Source organism: Cytobacillus gottheilii, from assembly GCF_018582665.1.
GTDB lineage: Bacteria > Bacillota > Bacilli > Bacillales > Cytobacillaceae > Cytobacillus > Cytobacillus gottheilii.
Genome location: NZ_CP071709.1, coordinates 3254273 through 3267124, shown reverse-complemented (window position 1 = coordinate 3267124; position 12852 = coordinate 3254273). Strand labels below are relative to the sequence as shown.

At 40.3% G+C, this 12852-nt stretch carries 13 protein-coding genes; 11 read left to right on the top strand and 2 right to left on the bottom strand.

All coding sequences use genetic code 11. The annotated features are described in order from the left end of the window. Window positions 1-11 precede the first annotated feature (11 nt). Both J1899_RS16250 and J1899_RS16245 read right to left on the bottom strand, forming a co-directional pair. Window positions 12-572 (bottom strand): PilW family protein, encoded by a 561-nt coding sequence (locus J1899_RS16250; protein WP_214475239.1) that lies wholly within the window; start codon window positions 570-572, stop codon window positions 12-14. After that, window positions 556-1080 (bottom strand): type IV pilus modification PilV family protein, encoded by a 525-nt coding sequence (locus tag J1899_RS16245; RefSeq protein WP_214475237.1) that lies wholly within the window; start codon window positions 1078-1080, stop codon window positions 556-558. Before J1899_RS16245 ends, J1899_RS16250 begins: the two co-directional genes overlap by 17 nt. 151 nt (window positions 1081-1231) lie before the next feature. Here J1899_RS16245 and J1899_RS16240 point away from each other — a divergent pair, with 151 nt between their 5' ends. The 11 genes from J1899_RS16240 (at window position 1232) to J1899_RS16190 (ending at window position 12811) form a co-directional block, all read left to right on the top strand. After that, window positions 1232-2653: a hypothetical protein gene (locus J1899_RS16240; RefSeq protein ID WP_214475235.1), complete on the top strand. Its 1422-nt coding sequence runs from the start codon at window positions 1232-1234 to the stop codon at window positions 2651-2653. 329 nt (window positions 2654-2982) lie between these two features. Next, complete coding sequence (locus J1899_RS16235; RefSeq protein ID WP_214475233.1) at window positions 2983-3738, top strand: PRC-barrel domain-containing protein; 756 nt, start codon at window positions 2983-2985, stop codon at window positions 3736-3738. 26 nt (window positions 3739-3764) lie between these two features. Further along, window positions 3765-5150 carry a G5 domain-containing protein gene (locus J1899_RS16230; RefSeq protein WP_214475231.1) on the top strand — a complete coding sequence of 462 codons (1386 nt, stop codon included), beginning with the start codon at window positions 3765-3767 and terminating at the stop codon, window positions 5148-5150. Between the two features lie 22 nt (window positions 5151-5172). Then, window positions 5173-6837 (top strand): GspE/PulE family protein, encoded by a 1665-nt coding sequence (locus J1899_RS16225; RefSeq protein ID WP_066443149.1) that lies wholly within the window; start codon window positions 5173-5175, stop codon window positions 6835-6837. Between the two features lie 12 nt (window positions 6838-6849). After that, window positions 6850-7890, top strand: a complete 1041-nt coding sequence (locus J1899_RS16220; protein WP_151573429.1) for a type IV pilus twitching motility protein PilT — start codon at window positions 6850-6852, stop codon at window positions 7888-7890. Window position 7891: 1 nt separating this feature from the next. Next, window positions 7892-9097, top strand: a complete 1206-nt coding sequence (locus J1899_RS16215) for a type II secretion system F family protein (protein ID WP_214475229.1) — start codon at window positions 7892-7894, stop codon at window positions 9095-9097. Between the two features lie 114 nt (window positions 9098-9211). Next, window positions 9212-9613: a prepilin-type N-terminal cleavage/methylation domain-containing protein gene (locus J1899_RS22760; RefSeq protein WP_214475227.1), complete on the top strand. Its 402-nt coding sequence runs from the start codon at window positions 9212-9214 to the stop codon at window positions 9611-9613. Between the two features lie 4 nt (window positions 9614-9617). Next, window positions 9618-10364, top strand: a complete 747-nt coding sequence (locus J1899_RS16205) for a prepilin peptidase (RefSeq protein WP_214475225.1) — start codon at window positions 9618-9620, stop codon at window positions 10362-10364. Between the two features lie 12 nt (window positions 10365-10376). Beyond that, on the top strand, window positions 10377-11369 hold the full coding sequence (gene pilM / locus J1899_RS16200; RefSeq protein WP_214475223.1) for a type IV pilus biogenesis protein PilM: 993 nt from the start codon (window positions 10377-10379) through the stop codon (window positions 11367-11369). A gap of 3 nt (window positions 11370-11372) precedes the next feature. Further along, window positions 11373-12011 carry a PilN domain-containing protein gene (locus tag J1899_RS16195; RefSeq protein WP_214475222.1) on the top strand — a complete coding sequence of 213 codons (639 nt, stop codon included), beginning with the start codon at window positions 11373-11375 and terminating at the stop codon, window positions 12009-12011. Next, window positions 12008-12811, top strand: a complete 804-nt coding sequence (locus tag J1899_RS16190; protein ID WP_246586502.1) for a pilus assembly protein PilO — start codon at window positions 12008-12010, stop codon at window positions 12809-12811. Before J1899_RS16195 ends, J1899_RS16190 begins: the two co-directional genes overlap by 4 nt. Window positions 12812-12852 lie beyond the last annotated feature (41 nt).

Genomic DNA, 12852 nt, shown 5'->3' with positions numbered 1-12852 from the left:
TTTGTTCTCCTTTAAAAGCCGAATTGACTGTCAAGCTCCAAATTTCCTTCCGCTAGCCTTTTATGTGATAAATTGAAATGAAGCTGAATAATTCCATTCTCACATGGGCCACCTTCACAGCCAGTAATGGTTGAATTTGAAAAATCGGACTGAACATCTAAAGCAGCTCCATCAATTTCAAATACTGAAATCGTTTGATTGTTCATTGTTTTATCTGTCAGCTGAATAACCGTTACTTTTTCTTCTTCATATACACTTGATTGATCAATGCTGTAAAATGATTGCTGTTCTCCTTCTTCAAGTGCAACAGTGGTATGCTCGCTGTCTACAAGCTCTATGCAGTTGTCTCCGCAGGAACGGACATAATCAAAAGGAGTAGAGTAAAAGGCATTCATAATCATGGTCGCTGTATAGTCAGCATCGTCGCGGAGCTGGCCTTCAGCATTTACTTTATTGTACAATTTATAGCCTGACGAAAAGACACCATATATCACCGGCAATACAATCATTAAGATGACCATTACCGCGAGCAGCTCATAGAGTGTAGCTCCTTTTTCATCTAATATCTTCACTTTGAATAGCTCCTTCAACCTCGGTCGATTTTTGATGATCGCCATCATTCCATGTCACTGTTGCCTTAAGCGGAACAAAATAGTCCTCATGATTTTCTTTATAATCACTAGAATAATCAGATGTAATACGCACATCATATTTTATATTGTTTACTGTAATGGATGAGCAGTCTGCTGACTGTGTTTCGCCCTTCCAAAACAAATTATATTGTTCACTGCCATTTGGGTTCTTACATATATAAATACGTAATTCTTCATTTTGATTAGTAGAGTTGGGGGAGGAGAATTTCTCTCTCATTTCTATAAAACTCTGATTTTCGACATACATCAAGGCATTGCGGGCAACATTGACGGCTGCCGTTTTGGTCTCGTTTTTATTGGTATAGGAAAATGCTTGTGTAAAAAAGCTCATGATCCCAATTAAAACGATACTCAAGATGGTTAATGAGGCTAAAACCTCAATAAGAGTAAGGCCTTTAGTACTAGAAAGGATTTTTTTACAATTCATTCGTTTCCCTTCTTTCATTCTTGATGATTATATTATACAATATTTCTTATGATTTACTGTTTTTTTAGGACAATTTACATTGTTTTCTATTATTTTTCGACAATGTTAGCAATATTATGAATCTTTTATCCTATACTAGTGAGGTGAAACGATGATTAGCTTCATTTTAGCTGCAATCTCCCTAATCGTCATTATTCCGCTCGTCATTTATTTGCCGCTTGGTTTAACAAAAAAAGGAAAAGTGATGATGACCGTTTTATCCTTTTCATTTGCACTGCTTGGCATAGCGGGACAATCGGTGATGGAATTATGGAAGTTATTATTAATACTGCTTCTGCTGATTGTTATGAGCGGGTATTTAATGATGAAGAGAAGCGATCAATTTCTTGCAGCAGAAGCAACTGCAGACACTGCTTTTCCCCTTTACAATCAGGATGATCATCATGATTATAAAGAAAAGGAAGCCGAAGAGGAGGAATCTCCTATTGAGGACCATGATTCAGTGATCGAACTGATCGAAACAGATCACGATGAAGAAGATGTACTGGAAGTTTTTGAAGCGGAAATCATACTGCCGGTAACTGATTCTCAGCAAACAGATGCAGTGGTGTTAGCGGAAAAGGCAGAAGCGGAATTAGAAACGGAAGCAGATGCAGTGGACGGACAGCTTGATGAAATTGACTTCAACCAAATTAGATTAACTGAATTTGCACAAGACAAAGAGACGCTTGCAATAGACGAAAAGGAAGATGAGTCTAAAGATGCGGAGCTTTCCTATATTGGTGAACTGGAGTCACTGATGTCTGATGACAATCCTGTCATACAGGTAGAGCAAAAGAACGAGGAAAACTTGCCTGGTAAAACGGAAGAAAATGAGTTTAGCCTTGGTCTGGAATTAGAGGATGATGATTTTATTATCCCTGCTTCAGTCGATAATGAGACAAGCACTTCACAGCAAGAACTGGAGTCAGAGGAAAGCGAACTTCTCGATGAAAGTTCATACATTATCCCTTCACTAGAGGAAATGCTGGAGGAGGATGAAGTCTCTGCTGAAGAAATTCTGCAGCCACAAGATGGTGAAGAAGCGATTGTACTTGAAGAGTTCCAAGAAAGTCTTGATGATGAAGACGTTGAAGAAGCTGTTAATGAAAATGATGAGATCATTCCAGAACTTATGGCTGATGAAGAAGATCCTGTTATAGAGGAAGAAGACGAGTCGTGGATTCTAGCAGCAACATCATCTGATTCGGATGAAGAGCAGCAAGATCAGGAAGAAAATATCACTCTTCAAAGAGAAGTGCTGAAAACTCTTCTTGACCAGCTTCAACTGGCAAAAGAAACAACAGAACCTCATGTATACGAAAAATGGATTCAGCAGTGCATGCAGCAAAAAATGCCGCAAAAAGAGCATTACATCTTTGCCAGCCTGCTAATCGAACACTATATCTCACAGCAAGAGCACCAAAAACTGATAACCTTACTAAACGAACTAAAAAACCAATATTCCAACATGCCAATCATCTCAGAACAAATCCAATTTTTACTACTTTCTTATTCCAACCAAGAACAGTAATCTATAAGTAATGGGTTGATATGACTGTGTTATTTAGCCTATGATTTTTAGTATAAGATGATTGATTAGTGAGAGAATTCAATTCGATATGTATATGTAAAAATGTTGGCTGATTGCAGCGGAGGGGTACGAGACTCCTGCGGGAGAAGTGGAAAGGTTGAGACCCCACAGGTGCGAATGCACCGAGGAGGCTCAACTTCCACCCGCGGAAAGCGAGTGCCCCGAAGCGGAAAGCAGCCCTACGTGACCCTTAATAAATATAAATTTTTATACCTTTCTGTAATCTAAACAGAAAAGTGATCTCTAAAAGAATAGGTGTGGTGACATAAATGAAAAACAGCTCACAAATTACAGGATTGCCAATTATCAGCATCGCAGACGGACAGCAGATCGGCGCAGTAAAAACACTCGTAATCAATCCTGAAAAAGGCACAATTGACTTCCTGACAATCGAACACGAAGACTGGCAAGTAAGCGTTAAAGCAATCCCATTCAAAAAAGTTGTCGGAATTGGAGAATACGCTATTACTGTCGAAACAGACAACGCCGTCATTGACCTCAACGAAATTCCAATTGCAAACCAGCTCGTAAACAAAAAAATTAAAATCAACCAAACAAAAGTAATGACACGAAAAGGTGCACTGCTTGGTGAAGTCATTGAATTTTACGCTGATGACGAAACTGGTCAAATCCTTGGTATGGATTTGCTTGTAGGTGATAAACAAGTGACAATGCCTTCAGAATACGTACTTACGTATGGAAAAGATATTGTAATTGTAAAAGAAGATGCAGAACAAGGCTTCCTTGATAACCATGAGCTTCTAGGACAACAGACAGCTGAGCTGGATTCCATTCACCATGAGGAAGCTGCGGCTAGTGAAGAGCAGCAAAATACGAAGCAGCTTGATGCCCTGAAAAATAAACAGGTGGAACTGCTTGTCGGCAAAAAGGTCAACAAAGATATTATTGGTTTAGATGGACAAGTTTTCATTCCAGCGGGAACCATTTTAACAGAAGACCAAATACACTCTGCGCAAACGGAAGGACCAGCAGTCCTAATTGAATTGGCAGTAAATGTTGAATAGGAATAAAGAGCGGAGCGGATCGGAGCATGAAGAAATCAGATAGTGCTAAATTATATATCATCTTGCTTGTTAGCACAGCGTTTATTTTTAGTTTTTCATACTTTGGCACTGCTGTTTATGGAAATGTTACGGGAAGTAAAGGTGTTTATACAGAAAAGACGCTGGTAGGATCGGTAGATGTTTCGGGATTATCACGTCAAGAAGCGTATGACCAAATCCTGCAGAACACTAAACTGTGGCAGGAACAGAACACCCTTACTTTTAACTATAAAGAAAAAGATGAACAAGTTGATCTTTCTATCTTTTCCTTTGATGTAGACTCTTCTTTACAGGCAGTGAAGGAGGGCGGTACTTATCCTTTGCTTGTAACAGTAAATGAAGATGAGCTGGCACTTAAGCTTTTAGAGATTTCTCCAGAGCTGACATCAGATGATTTTCAGGAGGAGAAACTAAGAACGGAACTGCTGAATATGGCCTCTCTATTGCATACGGGCAGCCAGACCATGAAGCTGCAGACATTTTTTGCCGTAGCAGAAGAGGATCAAGTGGTGGCTGAAGCTACTTTAGCAGCTGACGAGGCTTATGAAAGTCTGGAAAAATGGACACAAGCGGTAAGTCAGATTGAAATTGAGCCGCAATCACAGCTATCACTATTAAAATATATTGAGGAAAACGGGTTAACATCTTCCTTTAGCAGTGAGACATTAAGCCATATAGCATCTGCCATGTATAAAACAGTGCTGTCAACCAATTTCCTTATTTCTGAGCGCCATATTAGCAGGCTGCTGCCAGAATATGCGGAAGCCGGCTTTGAAGCGAAAGTAGATCCTGCCAAGAATATGGATTTTATTATCAGCAATACCAATGACAGCTCGTTTACACTGGAATTTAAGCTTATTGATAATCAATTCCATGTTTCCTTAAAAGGTTCGCCATTTCTATATGAATACAGCCTTTCTCTAGAAGATCAAGAGGTATTCAAACCAAAGACAATTGTGCAGTATGATGCAAAGCTGAGATTTGGTGAGGAACAGACTGTTTCAGAAGGCAGTGATGGTGTCATTATTAAACTATATCGTGAAGTAAAGGAACCATCAGGCAGCATTCTAAGAAAAGAATTCATCTCTGATGACTTTTACCCTCCTGTTCATAAAGTTGTGATTAAGAGTTTAATAGCTAACACACAGCCTGATCCGGTGGAAAATGATTCAATAGATACAACGATTGAAGATGAAACAGACTCTGATGAAAATGCAGATGTTAATATTGATACAGATGCAGATTCTGAAGATGATATGAGGGATGAGGGAGCAGGATCAGATTCTGAAACTGGCTCTGAGGAAGAAGCTCAGAATGGTGAAAAGAAGAATGAGAATGAATTATGGGGTCACGAAAAAGAAGCAACAAAATAAAGAGGTTAAAGCAGGGATATAGATGACTCAAGTTCGTAAAAGATTAGGAGACTTGCTTGTTGATGCAGGGTTAATTACGGAAGAACAGCTGCAGCTGACGCTTAAAGAAAAGAGCAGCGGGCAAAAGCTTGGAGATGCCCTCCTGCAGCGCGGATATGTGACAGAGCAGCAGCTGATCGAAGTATTGGAATTTCAGCTTGGCATTCCACATGTAAGCTTGTACCGTTATCCATTTGATACGAATCTATTTAGTATTGTTCCTAAGGATATGGCGAAACGCAACTTAATCATTCCTATGAAAAAAGATGGAGATAAGTTATACGTAGCGATGGCCGATCCGATGGACTTTTATACCATTGATGATCTTCGTCTATCAACCGGCTTCCAAATCGAAACAGCGATTGCAACAAAAGATGATATTTTGCGGGCAGTCAATAAATACTACGATATGGATGAAGGGCTCGAGGAATTATTCGGGACTTCACCTGCACATACAGAAGAAGTAGAACAAGAGAAAATCGTTGACCAGGATTCTCCGATTGTCCGTCTAGTTAACCAAGTATTAACGAATGCCGCTGTTGTAAAGGCGAGTGATGTGCATATTGATCCGCAGGAGACAAAGGTAGTTATCCGCTATCGTGTGGATGGCATACTCCGAACAGAGAGAGTGCTGCCTAAGCATATGCAAAGTGTTCTTACAGCAAGAATCAAAATCATGGCGAATCTTGATATTACAGAGCATCGGATTCCTCAGGACGGCAGAATCAAGATGAACTTGGATTTCCACCCGGTTGATTTGCGTGTATCCACATTGCCTACTGTCTATGGTGAAAAAATTGTTATGCGTCTTCTTGATCTTGGAAGTACGCTGAATGACATCAATAAACTGGGCTTTAACAAGGTAAATCTTCAGCGCTTTACCGATATGATTGAAAAACCAACAGGGATTGTTCTCATAACAGGGCCAACAGGTTCCGGTAAATCGTCCACTTTATATGCGGCTTTAAACAAGCTTAACAGCGAAGAAGTGAACATTATAACAGTCGAAGATCCTGTAGAGTACCAGCTTGAAGGCATTAATCAAATTCATGTGAACTCAAATGTGGGAATGACGTTTGCTGCAGGGCTGCGTGCCATTCTTCGACAAGATCCAAACATTATCATGGTTGGGGAGATTCGTGATAAGGAAACAGCAGAAGTTGCCATTCGTGCTTCCTTAACAGGACATCTCGTGTTAAGCACCTTGCATACAAATGATTCGATCGGCACGATTACAAGATTAGTAGATATGGGCGTTGAGCCTTTCCTTGTCGCCTCTTCATTGAGCGGGGTCGTGGCGCAGCGGCTTGTCCGCAGAGTGTGCCGTGACTGTGCGAAAACAATGGAGCCTTCAAAACGCGAGATTGAGATTTTTGCCAAGAGAGGCATGAAAATCGATCAGGTTGTAAAAGGTGCCGGCTGTTCATCCTGTAATATGACTGGCTATAAAGGCCGTGTCGCGATTCATGAAGTTTTAGTTGTAGATGATGTTATGCGCCGTGTGATTATGAATGGTGAATCTCTCTCGAAATTAAGAGAAATTGCCATTAAAAACAAAACGATCTTCCTTGTTGATGATGGATTAATCAAAATCAAGCAAGGAATCACAACAACAGAAGAGGTGCTCAGAGTAGCACTACCTGATTAGGAGTAAAACGGTATGGTAAATAAAATTGATTTGCTTCTGAAGGCAGGCTTTGAGCTAAAAGCATCAGATATTCATCTCACGGTTGGTGTACCGCCAATCATGAGGATCAATGGAGATTTAAAACGCTATGGGCAAGATACGCTGCTTCCGGCAGATACTGAAAGCATGGCAAGAGCGGTAATCCCAGATCATCTCTGGAATACATTTAAGCAAAATGGCGAGCTGGATTTTTCCTATGGCCTGCACGGCGTTTCCCGTTTCAGGGTGAATGCTTATCATCAGCGTTCTTGTGTGGCACTTGCAGTCCGTGTTGTTCCGACGAAAATACCTTCAATGGATGAACTGGACTTGCCACTGATCTTAAAAGAAATTGCAGCAAAGCCGCAGGGACTTGTACTTGTTACAGGACCTACAGGCAGCGGGAAATCAACCACGCTTGCGTCAATGATTGATTATATGAACCAGACCATGCGCAAGCATGTCATTACACTGGAAGATCCAATTGAATATTTGCATAAGCATGGCAAATGCATCATTGATCAGCGTGAGGTTGGCTTTGATACGAATAATTTTGCGAATGGTTTAAGAGCATCACTCAGACAGGATCCTGATGTTATTTTAGTAGGAGAAATGAGAGACCTTGAAACCATCCAAACGGCTATAACGGCAGCAGAAACAGGACACTTAGTGTTTGCAACATTGCATACATCCAGTGCACCGGCAACCATTAACCGTATCATTGATGTCTTTCCGCCGGCACAGCAGGATCAGATTCGCATTCAGCTTGCATCTGTGCTAGTTTCCATTGTCTCGCAGCGCTTGTTTCCGCTTGTCAATGGACAAGGCAGAAAAGCAGCAACTGAAATATTGCTCAATAATGCGGCTGTTGCTAACCTTATTCGCAATGAAAAAATTCATCAGATTGTGAATGTAATGCAAACATCAAGGAGTCAGGGCATGCATACATTGGAGACCAATGTGAAAGAGCTCTATCAGGCTGGTTTAATTTCAAAGGAACTCGCGAACCCTTATTTAGTTGAGAAGGTGGAATAAGATGCCTCGTTATAAATATAGCGGAAGAGACCGAAAAGGAAATAAGTCAGGTGTCATCACCGCTTCTTCAAAACGTGAGGCAGTGATTCAGCTGAGGGAAAATGGCATTCGTGTTATGGATTTTCAGGAATTGCCCGAAACGGTCCTGACTAAGGATATTACGATCGGCAACCCTGTAAAGCTCGAAGATTTTGTCATATACCTGCGGCAATTTTCGACTTTGCTGAAGGCTGGTGTGTCTGTTGTCGAATCAACCGCCATCCTTTCCGAACAAACGGAAAGCAAAGCACTGCGAAAAGCCTTAAAGGTTGTTGAACAGGACCTGCGGGAAGGAAATCCGCTTTCTGAGGCAGCGGCAAAGCATAAGAAGATCTTTACAAGCATGTTTATTAATATGATTCGTGCTGGTGAAGTGGGCGGTAATATGGATGATACGCTTGAAAGACTAGCAGTTCATTATGAAAAGCAGCATTTTACAAAGCAAAAAATCGTTTCTGCACTCGCATATCCGATAGTGGTAGGAATTATTGCTGTTGCGGTTGTCATCTTTTTGCTTGTCTCTGTTGTTCCGACCTTTGTTGAAATGTTTGAGGACTTTGGAGGGGAGCTTCCAGCGATCACTCAGTTTGTCTTGAAGTCCAGTGAACTGATGCAGGTATACTGGTGGCTGGTTATTCTTATTTTTATCGCTATCTTTGTAGGGATCATGGCTATTCGCAATAATAAACAATCAAAATATTATTTAGACTACTTCCTATTAAGAATGCCGATTTTCGGAAAGATTTTTCAAAAAGCAGCGTTAGCCCGGATGACGAGAACATTAAGCTCTTTATTTACTTCATCCGTTCCAATTTTGCAGGCCATGACCATTGTCGAAAATATTGTTGAAAATGAAGTCATTGCAAAAGTAATTCGCCAATCGAGAGATTCATTAGAGCAGGGCCGCTCGTTAACAGAGCCAATGCGCAGGCACTGGGTCTTTCCTCCCCTTGTCTCGCAGATGATTGCAATTGGTGAGGAAACTGGTTCTCTTGATGCAATGCTCGCGAAAGTAGCCGATTTCTATGAAAAAGAAGTAGAAAGTGCCACTGATCGTCTGAAATCTCTTATTGAACCAATCATGATTGTCTTCCTGGCAGGCATTGTCGGAACAATCGTTACATCCATTATGGTTCCGATGTTTGAGATCTTTAACCATGTCGGATAACTATACAAAACTTTTACAATTTCAAACAATTTCCTACTAGCACAATTCGACGAATCTGTTATAATGAGACTAGTAAAAAAGTAACATAAAATTCACATTTTAAGGAGAATGAACATGTTTCAAAAACTAAGAAACACATTAAAAAATCAAAAAGGTTTAACTCTTATCGAGCTTCTTGCTGTTATTGTTATTTTAGGGATTATTGCTGCGATTGCTATACCTAGTATTGGTGGGATTATTAAGAAATCTGAGAATGATGCAAAGGTAGCAGAAGGGATTCAAATTATTAGTGCTGCTAAAATGTATGTTACATCTTCAAACCCAGGTGCTGGTGATTTAACAAAGACACAATTAGAACAATTCTTAGATAACGTTAAAGATACAGACTATACTGTAACGTTAGCAGTTACTGATGGGAAATATACTTATTCCTTAAAGGGTCATGATTCAGTTGCTCTAGTGGATAGCGATCCTAAAGATAGTGTTGCTACAGAAAAAGAATTGCTAGACTATTAATATAATGATTTGGTTAGTCTTTGTCTACGGCCTCCTCCTAGGCTCCTTCTACAACGTAGTCGGCCTGAGGGTCCCGAACGGAGAGTCCATTGTAAAGCCGCGGTCGCATTGTCCAAAGTGTGGACATGTTCTCACGCCGTTTGAGCTTGTTCCAGTTTTATCTTATGTATTTTTACGAGGAAGATGCAGGTGCTGTAAGGCACCTGTTTCGCTCGTTTATCCGCTAATTGAATTGATGACAGGTTTGCTGTTTGTGGCAGCGCCACTCCTTATTGGGTGGAGTGCGGAATTATTGATTGCCTGGACGCTTATCTCTCTGATCGTCATCATCTGGATCACTGATATTAAATACATGCTGATCCCAGATAAAATCCTGCTTGTATTTGCAATTATCTTAATAGCTGAACGTATCTTTATTCCGCTCACACCGTGGTGGTGGGATTCAATTGCTGGTGCTACAGTCGGTTTTGGTCTGCTGCTTTTTATTGCCGTAATCAGTAAAGGCGGCATGGGCGGCGGAGATATTAAGCTTTATGGAGTTCTCGGAATAGCACTTGGAGTAAAGCTTGTCCTATTATCATTCTTTATCGCAACTTTAATAGGAGCTGTTTATGGCGGATTGGGCTTGCTGACAGGCAAACTTAAAAGAGGAAATCCGATTCCTTTTGGTCCTTTTATCGGGATTGGTGCTTTAGCAGCTTATTTCTTTGGCAATGACATTATCACCTGGTATTTGCATTCACTATTATAAGGAGTTTTGAAAATGGCCTTTCGTTTGAAGCTGGGAAAACAATCAAATATTAGCCTGATCATTAAGGATCATGTTATTCGTTTAGCTGAGGTAAAGTCACATGGAGATCTGCACATCCAGCGTTTAGAAGAACGGTTTATTCCTAGTGGATTGATTAAGGAAGGCAGAATTCAGGATAGTGAAACATTAATAGCCATTTTAGAAGAATGTGTGAATGAATGGAAGCTAAAAAACAAGCAAGTAACCTTTTTAGTGCCAGATCCTTTTATTGTCATGAGAAAAATAGCAATCCCTGCTGATGTGCATGAAGATGAATTGAAGGGCTATTTATTTATGGAAATTGGTGCAACGATCCATCTTCCGTTTGAGGATCCAATATTTGATTATTATTCTTTGCCGCAGCAGAACAATGAGCGCAAGGAAGTACTGCTTTTTGCCGCACCTGAAAGTGTAGTTGCTGAGTATACAGATATTCTGGAAGAGGTAAAGCTTAAGCCGGCAGCAGCTGACTTATCAGCACTTTCTCTTTATAGACTGTATCATAAGCTCGATATGGCAAACGCGGATGAAAACTTAATGCTCGTTCAATATGATCTTACAACTGTAAATGTCAGTATATTTGAAAATCATATCCCGATTATTATGCGCCATCTAAAGCTGGACATTGATGCATCACAATGGGATACGGTCAGATCTGAAAATGGCGGCAGGAAGCTTCATTATTCAGGATCTGCAAATGATGTAGGCAGTTCGCTAATGGACAGCTATAAAGAAATTGATCGGGTTCAGGATTATTATCAATTTTCACTGACACAAGGCAAAAAGAAGATTACGAAGATCGTTGTCGATGGTGATCATCCTTATCTTGACGATATTTTTAAAGAAATGAAGAATCGCTATTCTGTACCTGTTTTAACATTGAAAAATGATGTGATAGATTCAGGGCAATATGCTGAGCTTCCTTCATTTTATTTGAATATCGGATTAGCTTTAAAAGAGGTGTAGAAGATGTTAGTCGATATTAATCTGCTTCCGCAAAAAGAGAAAAAAACAAAAGCTTCTTATATCGTTCTTCTAGCTTCTATATTGATTGTGTTGATGATAGCTGCGGTTTTCTTTTTTATCATTCAGGACCGGAAGCAGTCTATTGCGGATACTGAGCAGCAGCTGGCGCAAACAACTGAGCTGCTGGAGGCAAAACGGGCAAAGCTGGAAAACTATCAGTCCTCCAATTCTGTAACAGACCTACAAAATGCAATTACTTGGGCAGATCAGCAGCCTTATAATGTAGTTTATATGCTGCAGGAGCTGACAAAACTTCTGCCAGAACGGGGCTTTATCAGCGAGTTTGAAATGGACGAAGATCATGCAGTCAATCAGCAGGTCCAATTTGATACAAAATCAGAAGCAGCATACTATCTGAGCTTGCTGACATCTGTACAGTGGATAGAGGAAGCTGTACTTACAGAAGCACAAACAGCTGACTTAACCGACCAAGAAAATGAATCTGCTGTTAGTGATGATATTGTTCCAAGATATATTGCCAATTACGAGATGAGAATCAATGTGCCTGCATTAAAAGAGGCTGCTCAGACAGAAAATGATGAGCAAGATCGTGACCAGGATGAAGGAGGCACTTCGCCATGAATGTACAGCTTTCAAAAAAACAGCTTGGCTTTGGCTTCCTGGGAATTGTTTTAATCGGTATTCTCACTTTCGGGCTTTATTACTTATTTATTTTGCCGCTGAACGATCAGATTGACCGTAAGAACACAGAACTCGATATGGCAAGACAGGAACTTGATATTATTGATAATACGTTAACTCAAAATAGTGAGCAGACCGTTTTAAATACGATGGAACTGCAAAAAGAAGTGCCTGTTAAGCGTCTTTTAGATCAGCTTCTTTTAAATGTGGAAAAGGCTGAAATTGTTTCGGATGCTACGATCAATGAAATACAGCTCAATGGAACACAGGAAGATGAAAATATTGATTTGATCAGTGAAGAAGGAACAGTACAATATGATCCAGAAACAGAGGAAGAACAAGCTGATCCTGAGGAAATTGTAGATGAAGATTCTGAAACAAGTGAAACAGGAGAAACCGAAACTCCATTGCCAAACGGCATTAAAAAAACATCACTAACATTGTTTGGAGAGTCCGATTCCTATTTTGAATTAGAGAAGCTGCTTGAGAATCTATTGTCTATGGAGCGGATTATTAAAATAGAAGAATTGAATTTTACTGGTCTTCAGGAGGTATATTCTGTCGAGCAGGATACGAGCAATGTCACATTTGAAATCACTCTTGCTGCCTATTATTATCCAGCACTTGAAGATTTAGAGGCAGAGCTTCCGCCGGTAGATGCACCAGATGGTTCAAATAAAAGCGATCCGCTAAATCGCTTCATAACGGAAGAAGATGAAGATGAAGATGATACACCTTAAGAGGGGTATTTGCTATTATGCAATGGTAACAGGCTTATAAT